14 protein-coding genes are annotated in these 18382 nt (G+C 45.1%); 13 read left to right on the top strand and 1 reads right to left on the bottom strand.

Annotation, left to right across the window (positions count from 1 at the left end; all coding sequences use genetic code 11):
* The first annotated feature begins 22 nt into the window (after positions 1–22).
* From ACTRDR_RS06175 to ACTRDR_RS06155, 5 genes are all read left to right on the top strand, one after another.
* Positions 23–916 carry a carbohydrate ABC transporter permease gene (locus tag ACTRDR_RS06175; protein ID WP_440526524.1) on the top strand — a complete coding sequence of 298 codons (894 nt, stop codon included), beginning with the start codon at positions 23–25 and terminating at the stop codon, positions 914–916.
* A 16-nt stretch (positions 917–932) separates the two neighbouring features.
* Complete coding sequence (locus ACTRDR_RS06170; RefSeq protein ID WP_440526523.1) at positions 933–3326, top strand: hypothetical protein; 2394 nt, start codon at positions 933–935, stop codon at positions 3324–3326.
* 132 nt (positions 3327–3458) lie between these two features.
* Positions 3459–3914 (top strand): RNA polymerase sigma factor, encoded by a 456-nt coding sequence (locus tag ACTRDR_RS06165; RefSeq protein ID WP_440526541.1) that lies wholly within the window; start codon positions 3459–3461, stop codon positions 3912–3914.
* 55 nt (positions 3915–3969) lie between these two features.
* Positions 3970–5550 carry a hypothetical protein gene (locus ACTRDR_RS06160; protein ID WP_440526522.1) on the top strand — a complete coding sequence of 527 codons (1581 nt, stop codon included), beginning with the start codon at positions 3970–3972 and terminating at the stop codon, positions 5548–5550.
* 243 nt (positions 5551–5793) lie between these two features.
* On the top strand, positions 5794–6690 hold the full coding sequence (locus ACTRDR_RS06155; protein WP_440526521.1) for a hypothetical protein: 897 nt from the start codon (positions 5794–5796) through the stop codon (positions 6688–6690).
* A gap of 35 nt (positions 6691–6725) precedes the next feature.
* Here ACTRDR_RS06155 and ACTRDR_RS06150 read toward each other — a convergent pair whose 3' ends face one another.
* Positions 6726–6935 (bottom strand): helix-turn-helix domain-containing protein, encoded by a 210-nt coding sequence (locus ACTRDR_RS06150; protein WP_440526520.1) that lies wholly within the window; start codon positions 6933–6935, stop codon positions 6726–6728.
* Positions 6936–7097: 162 nt separating this feature from the next.
* Between ACTRDR_RS06150 and ACTRDR_RS06145 the strand changes: the two genes are divergently transcribed.
* The 8 genes from ACTRDR_RS06145 to ACTRDR_RS06110 all read left to right on the top strand — a co-directional run bounded on the left by ACTRDR_RS06145 (position 7098) and on the right by ACTRDR_RS06110 (position 18309).
* Complete coding sequence (locus ACTRDR_RS06145; RefSeq protein WP_440526519.1) at positions 7098–8153, top strand: substrate-binding domain-containing protein; 1056 nt, start codon at positions 7098–7100, stop codon at positions 8151–8153.
* Positions 8131–9621, top strand: a complete 1491-nt coding sequence (locus tag ACTRDR_RS06140) for a sensor histidine kinase (RefSeq protein ID WP_440526518.1) — start codon at positions 8131–8133, stop codon at positions 9619–9621. The genes ACTRDR_RS06145 and ACTRDR_RS06140 overlap by 23 nt, the downstream gene beginning before the upstream one ends.
* 25 nt (positions 9622–9646) lie before the next feature.
* Positions 9647–11257 (top strand): response regulator transcription factor, encoded by a 1611-nt coding sequence (locus ACTRDR_RS06135; protein WP_440526517.1) that lies wholly within the window; start codon positions 9647–9649, stop codon positions 11255–11257.
* Complete coding sequence (locus ACTRDR_RS06130; protein ID WP_440526516.1) at positions 11254–12297, top strand: sugar ABC transporter substrate-binding protein; 1044 nt, start codon at positions 11254–11256, stop codon at positions 12295–12297. The genes ACTRDR_RS06135 and ACTRDR_RS06130 overlap by 4 nt, the downstream gene beginning before the upstream one ends.
* 170 nt (positions 12298–12467) lie before the next feature.
* The gene (locus ACTRDR_RS06125) at positions 12468–13649 is read left to right on the top strand and encodes a sugar ABC transporter substrate-binding protein (protein WP_440526515.1); all 1182 of its coding nucleotides are present in this window, start codon (positions 12468–12470) and stop codon (positions 13647–13649) included.
* A 105-nt stretch (positions 13650–13754) separates the two neighbouring features.
* Positions 13755–15281 (top strand): ATP-binding cassette domain-containing protein, encoded by a 1527-nt coding sequence (locus ACTRDR_RS06120; RefSeq protein ID WP_440526514.1) that lies wholly within the window; start codon positions 13755–13757, stop codon positions 15279–15281.
* Positions 15282–15291: 10 nt separating this feature from the next.
* Positions 15292–16506 (top strand): sugar ABC transporter permease, encoded by a 1215-nt coding sequence (locus ACTRDR_RS06115; protein ID WP_440526513.1) that lies wholly within the window; start codon positions 15292–15294, stop codon positions 16504–16506.
* 69 nt (positions 16507–16575) lie between these two features.
* On the top strand, positions 16576–18309 hold the full coding sequence (locus ACTRDR_RS06110) for a methyl-accepting chemotaxis protein (RefSeq protein ID WP_440526512.1): 1734 nt from the start codon (positions 16576–16578) through the stop codon (positions 18307–18309).
* The last annotated feature ends 73 nt before the right edge of the window (positions 18310–18382 follow it).

Below are 18382 nucleotides of genomic sequence, written 5' to 3'. Positions count from 1 at the left end.
GGTATCGGGCAAGGAGGAGCAGATGAAGACAAAGACTATACACAGAACAATCAGGCGCAGCGCCGGAGAGAAAATCTTTGATGTATTTAACATTTGTTTTATGATCCTGCTGATGATAATATGTATTTATCCATTCTGGTATGTGATATGTGCATCTTTCAGCAAGGCATCCCTGTTGATGGGACATCCGGGGATATTATTCAAACCGCTGGGATTTACGACAGAGGCTTATAAGAAAGTGTTTTCCGATTCCAGAATCTGGATCGGTTATGCCAATACCATATTTTATGTGGTGGCGGGAACGCTGATTAACCTTGTTATGACAGTACTGGGCGCTTATTTTCTGTCCAGGAAGGACGTTCCGGGACAAAAGGTTATCACGGTGCTGATCATGTTCACCATGTATTTTTCGGGCGGATTGATCCCCCAGTTCCTGAACATCCAGCAGCTGGGACTGTATGATACAAGACTGGCGATTCTGCTGCCGGGAGCGGTCAGCACATTCAATCTGATCATCATGCGTACGGCGATGGCATCCATCGATATCAGCCTGGAGGAATCCGCGAGACTGGACGGTGCCAACCATTTTACGATCCTCAGCAGGATCATGGTACCGCTGACCAAGCCGACCATGGCAGTGCTGGTGCTGTATTACGGCGTCGGACACTGGAATTCCTGGTTCAGCGCCATGATTTATCTCGATGATCACAACAAGGAGCCGCTGCAGTTAGTCATCCGTCAGATATTGATCTTAAGCAGCGGATTGTCGGGAATGGGAGATTCGGACACTGAGCTGATCGCCGAATCCATCAAATACGCTACGATCGTAGTAGCGACGGTGCCGATCCTGGTGCTGTATCCGTTTTTACAGAAGTATTTCGTCAAGGGAATGATGGTTGGCTCCGTCAAGGGCTGACAGAGGAGGATAAATTATGACAGATAAAAGTGCGATTATGAAAAAACTGGATGCACATCATCTGCTGTTAGACGGCAGTGCCGCTCCGGGAGCGGCATGGTGCTTCCGCTCATTACAGGAGCTGTTTGCCTCCGGGGCACTGCAGAACGGAACGCCGGAAACCCCGATGACGGTATATCTGGCGCCGGATGTCTACTGGCTGCATGATCCGGAGGATAGGGAAATCTTCCGGGGGACAGAGGGAGATTTCCTGCCTTATCAGCAGAAAATAAAATGCAGTTATTTGTCCCTGATCGGTTTGTCGGAGCACCCGGAGGATGTGGTGATCGCGGCGAACAAGGGGCAGTCCCACGGCTGTATCGGCAATTATACCATGCTGCACTTTGAGGGGGACGGATTGTACCTGGAGAATCTGACCATCGGGAACTATTGCAACGTGGATCTGGAGTATCCGTTAGATCCGTCGAAAAACAGACCGAAGCGCTGCAAGGCAGTCACACAGGCACAGCTGGGTGATGTGGTGGGAGACCGGTTCCATGCGAAAAACAGTCGTTTCATCAGCAGACTGAATCTCTATCCCATCTGCGGTGCGAAGCGAAGCTTGTACGAGAACTGCCATTTTGAATCCACCGATGATGCCCTGAATGGCAATGCAGTATATCTGCATTGCGATTTTGATTTCTACGGGGGATGCCCGATCTCTGCAACGGATGCTACGGGAAGTGCGTTCCTGGACTGTCTGTTCCGGATCTGCGGACACCGGGACAGAAGCGGCGCAGACCAGTATTTTATGAAGGGGCAGGGATGCGTGTATGTGATCGGCTGCCGGTTCGAGGATCTGCGTAAGGAAAGTATGGGAACCTCCCGGGCACTGCAGGTGCAGTGGACGCGCTATCCCCAGCCGGAGACCATGTGCTATGCATATGGAAACGATACGCCTATAGGACCTGCGGAACATACCGTGGATCTCACCGGAAAAAAGGGGCTACGGGCTTTTTTGATAGAGACGAAAAGCGGGGTGCAATACAACGTCCGGAACCTGTTACGGGGAACGGACGACTGGGATCCGCTAGGACAACGGGAGTACCTGCCGGAAGCAGAGACAGAGCATCTGCCGGTACAGCTGGTGTTAAGCCGGGGAAACGTAGAACTAACCGAAGAACATCGAAGCCAGACCCTGGCCGCCCAGGTAAAATATTTCAGTGGCGAGATGCAGGAGCATCCGGAATTAGCCTGTGAAATTACGGAAGATGGAAGCCGGATCCGTCTGCAGAGACAGGGGCAGGAACTGACGCTGTATGGAGAAAATAACGATGTCCGTACCGGGAAGAACAGACTGTCCGTGCGCACAGAGACCGGACTGGCGGCAATGGCAGAGATTATAGTCCCACCGACGACCCGCCCGGCACCGAAATGGAAACAGTCTCCTTATGTTACTTGTCGGAAGGGAACGTTTACCCTGCATTATGAACTGGAGCTGGAAGGGGCACAGGACGCTTCCCTGATCTGCTGGGAACTGGAGCAGGACGGTGAGCGCAGAACCGTATCCGTCAGCCGCCCCGGAGTGGGGAATCGTGCGTATCATCCGGGAAATGAAGCAATTGGAGCGGCGGTCTACGTGCGGATCACTCCACGGACGAACTGCAGCGCCTGTGGAGAGACGATAGAACTGTGTGCCCGCGAGAGGCTGGAACCGGAAGGAATCGAGGATGCCGGACGGGTGCAGACCGATTTTACGGATTTCCCTACGGAACTTCAGCCCAGGATCCGTCCGCAGTGGTGGACGAGGGATTTCTATACGCCCAGAGAGGCGCTTGCGGAGTGGAGAAAATGGGAGCAGAAGTTGCCGGAGACTCCCTGGAGCTATCGTACTGCTGGAAACGGCTGCGTGGGCGCCGGACTGATGCCTACCATACAGGGTGTGAAGCTATTCTATACCTTTGCAGAGGAATCGCGCGAAATGCGGGCGGAAGTGTATCTGGATCCTGCGAAGACATCCGGACAGGGCTTCGGCAGCGCCGGGCAATACATGGATGTGTGTGTCGGATTTGATGCACAGACGATGACAGGACCGGCACTTCGGATCCTGCGATCCCCGGAAGCCTCCAATGCGGTGGCGGTATTCCCGGTGTACTATGAGGAGGGGCTTGCATCCCCCATCGGGGAACACTGTTACACGGCGGGATTTGTGACGGGTTGCCATATCGAAGTGCAGATTCGTGATGGACGGCTGCGGGCGCATCTGTGGACGGAAAGGGAGCTTCCGCCGTCTGTGGAATATCCGTCGGAGATCATCGTGGACACGAAGGCAGTTGCTGCGGGCGGCAGTGTCGGAGTTCTGCATACAGGAACCTGTGGGGGGGACGGATGGCAGAATACCGTGATGCTGCACGGACTGCGGGCAGAATAGAATTTTTCTACTAATATGAAATCGCAAGGCACTGGATTCATCCGGTGCCTTATTTTTAGGGAACCTTTTTATCCATTCGCGACTCATATATAGTGAAGCCGGCGATAAGAAGGAGGTGATACCTTGGCAGTCATGACAAAAGAAGAGTTTGCACAGCATGTGAAGAGCGACACGCTTCCCATGTACCGACTGGCATATTCGATTCTGCAAAACAGTGCGGACGCGGAGGATGCGGTCAGTGAGGCTATCGTGCATGCTTATGAGAAATTAGAGACGTTGAAAAAAGCAGACAGTTTTCGTAACTGGATCCTGCAGATTACCGCCAACGAGGCGAAAAAGATCTACAGGCACAATAAGCGCACCAGTCCGGTGGCATGGGAGGAGAACCTGTCCCCGGAATTCTACGATGAACATCATGAGTTGTGGGATGCGGTAATGCGGTTGGACGGCGGGTATCGGGATGTGATCGTTCTGTTTTACTATGAGAGGTGCACGATCCCGGAGATCAGCAGGATCCTGGAATGTAGGCAGGGCACAGTGAAATCCCGTCTGCATCGGGCGAAGGAGCAGCTGCGGGCAATGTTGTAGCAGCGGAAAGGAGCAGGAGATGCAAAGCGATTTTTTAGATAGAAAATTATATAAAATGGCAGAACAGGAACAGATGGCGGTATCGGAAGATCTGGATGCGAGGGTGGATGATATTTTACAGCATCTGGAGAAAAACGGCAGAGGCAGCAGACACCATTACAGCTTCCGGCGGGCGGCGATCCTGGCGGCAGCTTGTCTGGTACTGGCGTCGGCGACGGTGACGGCATCCGGAATGTATCAGGCACGGATGGAAAGCATGAATCACGAAAAACTGGAGGAGTATTTTGCCCAGTTGCAGGACGCAAATGCCTCTGCAGACTCTTACAGCAGACCGATGACAGAGAGCGAGACGGCGAGACTGGAAGAACTTAGGCAGGCATACCTGGAGCAGGGATATTTCCCGAAAAAGGAGCTTACGCTGATTGACAGCCCCGAGAAATACAAGAAAGGCGTGGCTTTTTATGCGGAGCGGAGTACCTTTTTTCTGCCGGAGAAGGAGCTTACGGATGAGCAACTGCTGGAGCTGATCGATTTTAAGGAAAAGAGAGAATACAGCCTGGCGAAGATCAGCGAGGAGATTGAAGCAGGTTCTTATGAATATGTGAAGACAGAGCCGGAAAAGGATGCTGCGCAACAGGGACATACAGCACAGCAGGGAACGAGTGGTACGGTTCTCGGCGCCGACACGGCAACGCAGGAATGGCAGATTGCTTATGAGGGAGACGTAAGTATCCGTTGTGCGGCAGTGGCAGAGAACGGTCTGTATGTGGGCGGATTCACTACGGACGGACAGGCGAGAGTGGAATATCTGCCTTATGGTAGCGGAACGCCGGAGACGATTTTTGAAGATTTTGCGGAAAACGGAGAGGTCTACAGTCTGTGCCTGGCACCGGATGGCAGTATTTACGCAGGACTGAAGGGACTGGCAGCAGCGGGAGCGGAGCACGGCTGGCTGCCTGCAATCTATCATATCAGCCCGGAAGGAACGCTTCTGAACAGTTTTACTGTTGGGGAGAGGGAATGGAATATAGTCGATAGTATGGCAACAGATGCCCAGGGCAGATTATATGTGCGGATGCGGATGCAGGAGGACGGCAGTTATGTGCGGATCTATTCTGCGGAAGGTGAGCTGATCGGAACCGTGGCGGATGACAACAGCTATGTCGTACAAGGTGTCGGAGCATTAGGACAGGGCAAGGATGGCAAAGTCTATGTGGCGGCACAGACAGTTGGCAATACAACAGCAGGAAATACAGCTATGACATTAGTGTCAGTAGACCCGGAAAGCCTCAGGTTTGTTCCGGTGGCTGGAGGTGAGAATGTTATTTGCAGTGCTGATACAATCTATCCGTGGAAAATGGTGGCAGCAGGTGTGAGTGAGACGGCAGATTTTATCCTATGGGGATACAACGGCGTGGACACCTATTGTCTGGGTGAGACGGAATTCACCAGAGTGCAGGAGAACTGGGAGATGCCCTGCGGTACGGAAGGTACCTGTGCGGTCCTCGTACCGGACGGTCGCATTCTCTATATCGGCGCATCCGACGGCTTCCAGGGAACGACGGCGGACGGCGTTGAGATCAGCGGAAAAGATCCTGCGAAGACAGTGCTCTATTATGAGCCACTCGTAAAATAGAGTGACAATAAACTGGCGACACCGGGAAGCCGATGCCGCCAGTTTTATAGTTCCAGACTGTTAAGTTTCCATCTGCTCAATTGTGCATTTACAGTGGTTATGTTATAAAAAGACCAGAAATAACAGAAAGTGGTCGCTTGGGTGAAAAAAGTAGATTCAGGGGTGAAATTTTGTTATGCTGTTTGTAACAAACGGAATATAAAAGTCGTCAATATAGATAGAAGGGAAACAAAGGAGGGGCTTATGAAGAAGATTAACGTAAAAGCAACCATTTTTCTCAGTGCAATCGTATTGGTGGTAGTGGTACTTCTGCTGAATCTCATCGAATTCCGCAAAACGGTGGATTTCACGGTGCCGGGGATACAGATGCCGAAGGAGAACGCTTTCGGAAAGCAGGAAGAGGTACAAGTGAGCGTCAACGGAACCTATTATTACCGGGTACTGCCCTGGATCCACGGCAGCACTTTCCATGGGCAGATATCTTTTGCCGGAGAGGGAGAGGAACCGCAGAATTATTTCTTTACCTATGGAGCAAGCAGAGGATTTCTGAAGGAGGGAAGAGGGGCTGGCTGGATCGGAACCCCGGATGCCCAGACTACCGTTGCGATTTATGAAGCGGTGCAGAACGTGGGAAAAGGGATGATCTCCGTAGAGGATCCCGCCAGCTATGTTTTATATCCGGCGACAACACCGGAAGAAGCCATAGCCATAGCGAATGTATTGTATCCGGGAATGTTGGAGAATGAAGCAAAGACGGCATCCTGCGCGGCTTTTTTGCCGGAGGAATGTCCGCAGAAAATCGGTTGTAGATTCTGCACGGAGGATTACGATTACGTGGAAGATGCTGCTGCCGTAGAGCAGCTGTGGCAGGAATTTATACAGCTTTCCGGAAAAGTGACATCAGATCCTTTTGCTTCGTCCTCTAAACGCAGTCTCCTCAGTTCTTTTAAAAAGGCATTCTCTATTCTTAACTTCAGAAGTTCATCTTCCAGTTCTTTTACATACTCTGCGCTTGTGTCAACGGAAGGCTCTTCTGACGGTACTATTTTCGGATTCTTACATGATTTATCCAATATTTTCTTTCCGGTTAACCCAGTTGGTAATCATACAGGGGTTGGTAATACCTTCTTGCAATGCTAAATCTTGATATGAGATTTCACTTGATAAATATAATTCTACAACAGAAAGTTTTTTTCGAAAGAATATATATCATTTTTCCGAGAACGTAGTAAACCTTCATCTCCTAAAGTTTGATAATTGTGAACCCATTTTTGTATATCTCTTCTAGTTGGACCATAGACAGATGAAAGATGTTTATATCCACCCTCTCCATTTAAATAAGCATCAACAATCATTTTTTTGAATTCGTAGCTATACTTAGCCATAAAAATACCGACCTCCAATCGTTAGATTATTGGTCTAACTTTTTGGGGTCGGTAAATAAAGGAACTTCTGGCTGTTTACGAAAGAAAAATCCCGGGCAGAATTGATAATTCTGCCCGTTTTGTGTTAGAATGCCAGTAGCAGACAAAAACGAGGAAAGAGATATGGCAGCAACATCAGGATGGAATCGAAAATGGAGCAAGGGACTTGGAGCACTGCTGGTGCTTTTCCAGTGTGTAATGATAGGGTTTATCGTCGGGGAAATTGTGTTGTCCAGACAGCAGATGGATATGGTGGTGGGACAGCATGACAAGAACAGCGAAACAAGCAGCTACCGCAGGCATTATGCATTGATTATGGAGCAGCCGGAGGAGCAGTCAAGGGAAGAAATATTTGAAGGGTGTCTGGAAGAAGGCAAGGAAACAGGTGCTTATGTAGAGCTTATGGGAGAGGGACTGGATGGAGATTACTCCAGAATAGAGCTTGCCCGTATTGCAATTGCTGCACAGGTGGATGGAATTATTCTTGAAGCAGAGGAGACCGAAGAATATCAGAATGTCATTCGAGAGGCACAGCAGGAGGGAATTCCGGTAGTTACCGTTGTGAATGACTGTGTGGACAGTCAAAGAAAAAGTTATGTAGGGGTAGGTGGATACAGTTTAGGCAGAGAGTACGGACGTCAGATTATTAAGCTTGCGACCAAGAAGAATCGGGAAGTGTTGATTCTTCTGGACGCATCTACGGATGACAGCACACAAAACATTATCTGCAACGGAATTAAGGAAACACTTACGAATGAGGGAAATCATTTGCAGCTTGATTTGGAAATCAAGTCGGTGGATGGAAGAAGTGCCTTTAATGCAGATGAATCCATTCGCGAAATGCTGATTGATATGGAGGAACTGCCGGACTTTATCATATGTCTGAATGAGAAAAATACCGTCAGTGTATATCAGGCAATGGTTGATTACAATATTGTCGGTCAGGTATATGTGCTTGGCTATTATACTTCAGATACGATTTTACAGGCAGTAAATAAAAATATCATTTCGGCAACCATAGCGGTGGATTATCGGGACATGGGGAGACGATGCGTGGATGCATTGAATGAATATCTGGATACCGGATATGTAAACGGCTTTTTCCTGATGGAAGGCAATGCGGTTACGGAAACGAACGTAAAGGAGTACCTTGAGGATGCTTCGAAGACTGAAGAATAAACTTCATAAAATTGAAATATCCATCCAGATGAAGCTGATAGCGGTATTCCTGATTATGACGGTGGTTTTGTTTGGAGTGAATGTATACATTTATTCCAATCTGGATGAAATGATGCTTCAGATTGAACAGGTGTATGCGAGTAACACAGAGCTGAATGAGCTGCAGAATATTCTGACGCTGGTACAGGATGATATGACGGAATATCTGAACTTGCGGCAGACGGATTCTATGGAGAACTTTTACCGGGATGTTACAGAATATGATAAACTGGTAGAAGGGTTGAATAATCAGATTACCGATGATGAATTGCTTTTACTTGAGAAAAACATTCGGAATCTTTCCGAGCGTTACCGGAAGGTGAGCGAGCTGGCAATCAAGTACCGGCGTGGTTATGATGTTGAGAAATATAAAGAGAATTATGAAGAAGCAACGGAATTGTGCACGTATATCCGGGACTACATCTATTGCCTGAATAACAAACAATTTTATCATAATTCGCAGAATTATCACGTACTGATGAATACCATGCACCGTGTGGAAACGTTGAATCAGATGATGTTTGTTTTAACGGGAATGCTGACGATTGTATTGATTATCTGGATGACACAGGGGATTATACAGCCATTGCGCAAGCTTGCAGAAACTGCGAATGAAGTAGCGGGAGGAAACCTGGAGGTAGCCAGAATTGAAGTTTATGCAAATGATGAAGTGGGCGTTGTAACGAAAGCATTCAATAAAATGGTGCTCAGTATTCAGGAATACATCAAGCGGCTCCGCCAGAGCATGGAAACAGAACGTCAGATGCAGGAAAAGGAGCTTCGAATGGAAGCACATCTGAAGGATGCACAGCTGAAATACCTGCAGGCACAGATTAATCCGCACTTTCTGTTCAATACGTTAAATGCGGGTGCTCAGCTTGCAATGATGGAGGATGCGGAGAGAACCTATGAATATGTTCAGAATGTGGCGGATTTCTTTCGATATAGTGTAAAAAAGGATTACGGAAGTGTTTCCTTATATGAAGAAATTGAACTGGTAGATAATTATATTTATATTATTAACGTGCGTTTTTCCGGAGAGGTGCATTATAGTAAGCAAATTGATAAACGGCTGGTAAATGCATCCATTCCGGCAATGGTATTACAGCCAATCGTAGAAAACTGTGTAAACCATGGAATTCGGGGGATTGACCGGGAAGGCAAAATTCTGTTATCCGTATACCGGGATAACAATGATATTTGTGTAAGCGTGAAGGACAATGGAATTGGGATGAGCCAGGACAAAATTCATCAGATTCTCAGCGGAAGCGTACAGGTTTCTGCAGACAATAAGGATTCTAATGGAATCGGCCTGGATAATGTAATAAAACGGCTTGCCCTTTTCTACGGAAAAGAGGATATTTTAAAGATTCAAAGCGATGGAATCAACCAGGGAACAGAATTCATCATTCGGATTCCCATGCAATAGGTCATGAAACGAGGAGGAAAAACGGATGTACAAGATTATGCTTGCAGATGATGAGGGAATTGTAATTGATGCATTAAGCTTCATCATTCAGAAGAATTTCGGCGATAGCTGCATGATTGAGTCGGCAAAGACAGGAAGAAGCGTAATTGAGCTTGCGGAACGTTTTCGTCCGGATATTGCTTTTATGGACATTCAGATGCCAGGAATCAATGGCATTGAGGCGATGAAAGAAATCAAACAGACCTGCCATAATACGGTATTTATTATTCTGAGTGCATATGACCGCTTTGATTATGCCAAACAGGCATTGGGAATGGGGGCTCTGGACTATATTAACAAGCCTATCGAAAAAAATGTAATCATTGATATTCTCCGCAAGGCAATGAAAGAGGTGGATGTTTCCAGGGAAAAACGGAGCAATGACCTTTTGATTCGGGAAAAACTGGAGACGGTCATTCCGATTATTGAGAGCGGTTTGATATATTCGGTGTTGTTTCAGGACAATTACGCCGAGGATACGGAGCGGTATAAGCAGCTCCTTGGGGTAGAAGAGGAACAGGGATACATGATGGTTATCAAGTGTGGCGATGACCAGGAAAATGGTCATCTTACCAATACGGTTGGTACAAGTGTGCGTGTTCAGTCGAGCTATCAGGAAATCCGGGAGATTATCAAGGAGTTTTTTACCGGAATTGTGGGACCGATGATGGCAAACATGATTATTGTTTATGTTCCGGTAGGAATAGAGGAAAGCTCCGAGGAGTATGACAGCCGTATTGAAGTAATCGAAAACGCAAGAAAGATGGTACGCAAGCTTTCGGGTAGAATTGATGCAAAATTCCGGGTCGGGATTGGTTCGGTGATGCTTCTTGAAAAGGCAGGTGTTTCCTATTCGGAGGCGATTAATTCTTTCCGGATATCCAGTGGAAGTGTGGCACATGTGAAAGACCTTCCGATTGGATGCGATTATGAGGAGAATTATCCGGTTCAGACAGAGAAAAAACTGTTTTCCTTTGTAGAAGAGGGAAATCTGGAGGGAGCAACTGCACAAGCCACCAGCTTTTTTAACTGGATGCTGGAAAGCAATGCAGAAAATGTGATGGATATTAAGCTGAAGGTACTGGAATTTGTGCTTTGGGCAGAGAAAATCGGATACGAAAGCGGGGGGATGGTCTACCGTTTCAGCTCCAGACATGATTACCTGAAAAGCATCAACGATATGAGCAACTATGAAGAAATCAGGACCTGGTTCATTACGAAGATACAGGATGTCTGTCGTAATATTGTAAACAAAAAGGAAGAACAGGCCACGAATCTGATTGCAATTGCAAAGGATTATATTGACCACAATTACCAGAATGAAGTATCTCTGGATGAGACGAGCAGACAGATAAATATCAGTCCTTACTATTTCAGCAAGCTGTTTAAAGAAGAGATGGGACAAAGTTTTATTGAATATGTTACAGGCATCCGGATGGAGAAGGCAAAAGAGCTGCTCTCCAAGACGGATAAAAGCATGAAGGAAATCTGTAATGAGATTGGGTATGCAGATCCGAATTATTTTAGCAGAACCTTTAAGAAGAATGTAGGATTTACACCTACGGAGTTTAAAGAGAAAAGGGAAGAAAACGCATGAGATATCGAAATTTCTTATATATGGGAATACTGATAATTTCATTTTTGCTTGCAGGCTGCGGCAGGAAAGAAAGCAAAATAACAGTGGAAGAGCCACGGGAGGAAGATAAAATACAGATTGCCTGCTGCTTTGACAATTTTGTGGTAGAGCGCTGGCAGCGTGACCGTGATGTCTTTGTTTCTACGGCGCAGGAGCTTGGGGCAGAAGTGAATGTGCAGAATGGAAACGGAGATGCGCAGGAACAGATAAAGCAGATTGAATATTTTATTGACAAAAAGGTTGATGTGCTTGTGGTGGTTCCGATTGACTCCTATTCTCTTACCGAAGTGATTAAAAAAGCAAAAAACGCAGGAATTAAGGTGATTTCCTACGACCGCCTTGCACTGGAGGCTGCCCCGGACCTGTATATATCGTTTGATAATGAGATGGTTGGAAAGCTCATGGGGACGGAAATGGCAAAGGTGCTGAAAAAGGGAGACAAAATTATTATGATTTGCGGTCCGTCAGAGGATAATAACGTTTCCTATGTAGAACGGGGATTCCGGGAGGCTATTTCGGAAAAAGGTATTGTTGTTGCAGATATGACATACATTGACAACTGGAAGGCGGATTTGGCAGGACAGTATGTTGCGGAACATCTGGAAGAAATCAGGGAAGTACAGGGGATTATGTGCGGAAATGATGACCTGGCAAGAGAGGTGGTCCGGGTACTTTCCGAAAACCGGCTGGCAGGAGAAATCTGTGTGGTCGGACAGGATGCAGATTTGGAGGCGTGCCAGAGAATTGTTGCGGGAACACAATATATGACGGTGTATAAACCGATTGAAAAGCTTGCAAAATCTGCTGCAGAATGTGCGGTGGCAATGGCAAAGGGGGAGACGGTAGTAACAGAAGAAACATTGAACGATGGAACTACAGATGTGCCCTACATAAAGCTGCAGCCGCTGGCAGTAACGAAAGGAAATATAGACGCCACCATCATCGACAGCGGATTTCATTTGCGGGAAGATGTATATATTGAACGTCCCAAAGTACAATAGGACAAAATTGCATTTGAAAAAAAGTGCAGACAAAAAAATACTAATACATGCTCTGCATTATTATAAAAAACATAAAAATGTGAAGAATCATAACAACTAAAGTCATGCCTCCCTGTGTTAAAGTAACTACTGTAACAAGCAGTTAACAAACAAAGGGAGGTTATTTAAAAATGAGAAAAAAATTACTCAGCATGTTACTTGCAGCAACAATGGTAGTTGGATTACTCACAGGATGTTCTTCTACAACATCTGCTCCGGCAGAAACCAAAACAGAGGATGCAGCTCCTGCTGAGGATGCAGCTCCTGCTGAAGATGCAGCTTCTGCAGACGGAAGCGTTCAGGTTGGTATCGTTCTTCCTACAAAGGATGAACCAAGATGGTTACAGGACCAGGCACAGTTCGAAAAGATTCTCAGCGATGCTGGTTTCACAAATCAGGTATTATTCAGCCAGGGTTCCTCAGCAACAGAGAAAACAAATGTTGAAACATTGATTTCTCAGGGTATCGACGTATTAATCATTTGTGCACAGGATGGAGCAGCAGCTGCTGCAGCAGCAGAAACAGCTAAGGCAGAAGGCGTTACCGTTATCGCATACGACAGATTGATTACCGGTACAGATGCAGTTGACTATTATGTAACGTTTGATAGCTTTGCAGTAGGTGCAGCTCAGGGACAGTTCTTAATTGACAATGCTCCTGCAGGAAGTGGTATTCCGCTTTACCTTTACGCTGGTGCAGCTACTGATAACAACGCATTCATCTTCTTCCAGGGCGCTTGGAGCGTTCTTCAGCCAAAGATTGCTGACGGAACATTCAAGATTGTAAACTCTGATGAAGCTGTAGCACTTCAGGATAAGGCAGACCTTACTCGTGAAGAATTAAGTACAATCATTGGACAGATTACAACAGACTGGGATTTCAACGTTGCTAAGTCTAAAGCAGAAGCTAACTTAACAGCAAACGGCGCAGATGCTAAGGGCGATGTTTGTGTACTTGCTCCTAACGATGGTACATCCCGTGCAATCGCAGATGTATTCTCTACCGATAAGGACGTAACAAGCTATGTTATTTCTGGTCAGGATGCTGAAAAGGCTTCTATCCAGTACATCATCGATGGCAAGCAGTCCATGACAGTATTCAAAGATACTCGTACATTGGCAGCTGACTCTGTAGCAATGGCAGTTTCCGTATTAAACGGCGAAACACCTGCAACAGATACTACTTACAACAACGAAGCTAAGGATGTTCCTGCTAAGCAGACAGACGTAGTAGTTGTAACAAAAGACAATGTTAAGTCAGCATTAATTGATTCTGGATACTATGAAGCTGGTGACTTCACAGGATTAGAATAATTAACAACAACATAGAATCTTAATGTGAGATAATGAGATAGACGGGCCGGCTTTATTCACCTTAGAGAGGTATAAGGCCGGCTCTGTTTTAAAGGAGGTCCAGCGGTGGAAGATTATATATTGGAAATGAAGGACATCACGAAAACCTTCCCGGGAGTTAAGGCGTTAAGTGATGTAAACTTTAAAGTAAAACGTGGTGAAATCCATTGCCTGGTTGGAGAAAATGGAGCCGGAAAGTCCACGTTGATGAAGGTACTCTCCGGAGTGCACAGCTTCGGGACTTATACGGGTGATATCGTATATAATGGCGAAGTACAGAAATTCAAGTCTATTGCAGACAGTGAAGAAAAAGGAATTGCAATTATTTATCAGGAATTGGCATTGATTCCGGAATTAAGTGTATATGAAAACATTTATTTCGGACATGAAATTATGAAGGGAAAATCCATTGACTGGAATGAAACAATTGTAAAATCCAAAGAAGTTTTGGAAAAAGTACGGTTGCACATTGACCCTTCCATGAAAGTAAAAGAACTTGGTGTTGGTAACCAGCAGTTAGTTGAAATTGCAAAAGCATTAAGCAAAAATGTTAAGCTGTTGATTTTGGATGAGCCGACAGCTTCATTGAATGAAGATGACAGCCAGAACCTATTAAAGCTGATTAAGGAATTGAAGGAGCAGGGGGTTACCTGTATCATGATTTCCCATAAGCTGAAAGAAATTTTGGCAATTGCAGATACCATCACAGTTTTACGAGATGGTGCAACAATCTGCTCCATGGATGCAGCTTCTGAACATATTACAGAAGCAATGATTATTAAAAACATGGTTGGTAGAGAAATTGATAACATTTATCCGAAGCGGGAAAAAGTAAATATCGGAGATGTATGCTTTGAAATAAAGGATTGGACAGTAGATGACCCGGTAAAGGGAAGAGAAATACTGCACCATATAAATATGAAAGTACATGAAGGTGAAATCGTAGGACTCCAGGGTCTTATGGGAGCCGGAAGAACCGAGCTTGCCCTTAGTATTTTCGGTAATACACCAGGATATAAGATTACATCCGGAGAATTATACATCAATGGCGAGAAGAAACATTTCCATAGTCCGAAGGCAGCGATTCAGTCCGGACTTGCATATGTAACCGAAGACCGAAAAGGAAATGGTCTTGTATTGATTCAGGATATTAAATATAACAACTCCATTACAAACCTGGAAGCATTACAGAATGGTTTGGCAATTAATGAAAATGAAGAAATTATCATGGCAAATTCATATCGTGAATCCATCAATATCAAAGCACCTTCCATATTACAGAAGGTAGGAAACTTAAGTGGTGGTAACCAGCAGAAGGTACAGATTGCAAAATGGTTGTTTGCAAAACCAAATATTCTGATACTGGATGAACCTACAAGAGGTATTGACGTAGGTGCAAAATACGAAATTTATTCCTTGATGAATAAGCTGGTAGAAGAAGGAATGAGTATAATCATGATTTCTTCCGAATTATCAGAAGTATTAGGAATGAGTGACCGTTTATACGTTATGTCCGAAGGAACCATTACGGGTGAACTTTCAGCAGAAGAAGCAACAGAAGAAAAAGTCATGGCAATGGCTATTCAATCATAGGAGGTGCAAGATGGGAGAAAATAGTCAAGCAAAAGTTTCTATTGGAAAGGAACTTGGCAGTTTAGTAAAAAAGAATATCAGAGATTACATGATGTACATCGTGTTGGTTGCAATTATTGCATTCTTTGCAGTAAAGACCAATGGTGGATTTGTCACAGCAAGAAATATTTCAAACTTATTTAATCAGGCAGGATATGTAGCTGTTCTGGCAATTGGTATGACCTTGATTTTGATTATTAAGCATATTGATTTGTCTGTAGGTTATGTGGCAGGTTTTAGTGGCGCAATCGCAGCAATTCTGATGACCCAGAAGGGCATGAGTGAATGGGTTGCAATACCGATTGTATTGGTAATTGGTCTTGCCATTGGTGTATACCAGGGTGTTCTCGTAACAAGAGTTGGTGTACCCGCATTCGTAACAACATTGGCTGGTATGTTCATTTTCCGTGGATTGCTGAACTTATCCTTGCAGAAAACCGGTACCATCATTGTACCAAATGCAGGATTTAACGCATTGTCCAATGGCTTTATTCCGGATTTACCATTACATATTGTATTGTTTGGAAATAAAATTCATTTCCTTACCCTGCTGATTGGTATTGTGGCAGTTGTACTGGTAATTATGTCCCAGATTAAGGCAAGAAAGAATAAGCAGAAATACAACTTTGAAGTAGTTTCCATGCCAATCTTTATTGGTACACTGGTATTCGTTTCTGCAATTATTATGGTAATTATTTATGTACTTGCAAAATATCAGGGAATTCCATGGACCGCAGTTATTGTCGGAGTGATTCTTTTAGCGTATAATTATATGTTGAACAAGACAAGACTTGGTCGTTACATTTATGGTATTGGTGGTAATGACCAGGCAGCGGAACTTTCCGGTGTAAACGTTCGTCAGGTAACGATGTTCGCATTCTGCTCCATGAGTGTTCTGGCAGCTCTGGCAGGTATTCTTTATACATCCAGATTGCAGTCTGCAACACCTACTGCAGGTAATGCATTTGAAATGGATGCCATTGCATCTTCTTACATTGGCGGTGTTGCTGTAAGTGGTGGTATCGGACGTGTTACAAATACGATTATTGGTGCACTTGTTATTGTGTCCCTGACAAATGGTATGAACCTGATGGGCGTAGATATTTCCTATCAGTACGTTGTAAAGGGTATTATTTTCATCATTGCAGTTGCATTTGATGTTCGTACACGTAAGACAGGAAAATAATTATCTACATGAAAAACCGGATAGAGACGCTGATTACAGAATACTTTAGGGATGAATGGAGACGGAAAAATGGAAACCGGAGCAAAAAAATTAGATGTTGGTAAAATTAAGATTTCCATTGCGCAGAAGATTATGCTGCTGGTATTTATCAGTTCCATGATTACAGTCGTTGTAAGCGAATTGAGTATTCTACCAAAGGTAACTTCTCTGTATCGGGACAGTATCTGCGATAATATGAAGAACCTTGTGAAAGCGTATGGTTCTCTGGTGGAGTATCGTCTGGAAAAAAATGGTTATTCCATGCTGTTGCAGGAGGAACTGGACGCACTTTTTGAAAACGTACAGATTGAAAGTGTAGAAAGCTGTTATCCGGTGTTTGTAAACAGTTCGGGGTTGATTTGCTATTACCCGGACACAAGTTATAACTCTACGAATTATCTGGACCAGTTTCCGGAGGAAACGGTTGTCCCGGAATTGATGAGCAGAATTGCAAAGTCGGATATTCCGGAAGCGTCTGTGACGGAAACTGTGGTTGGTGGAAGAACCATGCTCGTTGCGTATTATGTATGCGATGGGTCCAACCCGATGCTGCTGATTATGGCAGATAAATCGGAGGCATTAAGCGTGGTTCGCCCCATTGTAATTATTGGAATACTTGGTGCTGCAATATGTATTGTTGCCATGCTGATTGTTTCCTGGCTCCTTGCAAAGACAATTGCAAGACCGGTTCGGGTGATGACCGATGTATTAAAGGAAAGCGGCGAATTGAACTTTTCTTCCAACACCGTTACAGGCAAGTATGAAAGCAATAACGATGAAACCGGTGCGATGGCCCGTGCCATAACAAATTTCAAAGATAACATTCAAAGTGTTGTTAAGCGAATTTCGCAGGTTTCCAACAAGATACATGACGGCTCGGATGCATTGGAGAACATGGTTGGGGTTTTGGAGAAGAATTCGAATCGAAATCTTAGTACCACGGACCAGTTGTCGAATGAGATGAAGCAGAATGTATTGCCTTCGGTAGCGATGATTGAGAATAACATCACGGAAATTACTGCAGATTTGGCAGAAGTGAATGTGCGGCTGCAAAGCGGAAAAGAAAAAGCGACTTCCGTTCATCTGCAATCCGGAGAAATGCAGGAATCTTCCAAGGCAGCGAACGAGAAGACAAAGTACATGTATGAAGAGCTGAGCAGAGAAACAGAGTCTGCAGTTGAGAAGGCACAGAAAATCAGCGAAATCAGCAAGCTGGCACAACAGATTTCGGCGATTGCCTCCCAAACAAATCTTTTGTCACTGAATGCTTCAATTGAAGCAGCAAGAGCGGGAGATGCAGGAAGAGGATTTGCAGTTGTTGCAGAAGAAATCAGACAACTCGCAACCCAGACCGAGCAGACAACCGGAGATATTAAACAGGTCGTAGAAGTAATTGAAGATGCTGCCAAAGGCATGGTAGAGTGTCTGAACAAGGCAATGGATTATATGGACACTACGGTAATGGCAGATTATCATGGATTTATGGAAGCAGGAGTGAATTATTATAACAGTTCTGCAGACATTGAAAATATCATGGGTGAAATCAGTAGTTCCGTTAACAAACTGAATGAAGAAATGGTTGAAATTAAGAATAATATCAACAGCATTTCCGGTATTATTAATACTTCGGTAGACGGAATTGGAGATATTGAGAACCAGTCTTCCGAAATCTTTGAGATGGTTGGAAAGACGGATGCATTATCCAATGATATGGTTGAGTATGTAAAAGAGTTAAACAGTATTGTGAACCAGTTTAAATTATAATGTGCTAACAACCACCCCCTTTCGATGGCAGGCGATTATTTGAAAAGCAAATATTCGCCTGCTATTCTTTTCT

It is taken from the genome of Simiaoa sp. (assembly GCF_051972595.1).
Classification (GTDB): domain Bacteria; phylum Bacillota; class Clostridia; order Lachnospirales; family Lachnospiraceae; genus Acetatifactor; species Acetatifactor hominis.
This window is presented reverse-complemented; position numbering and strand designations above follow the sequence as displayed.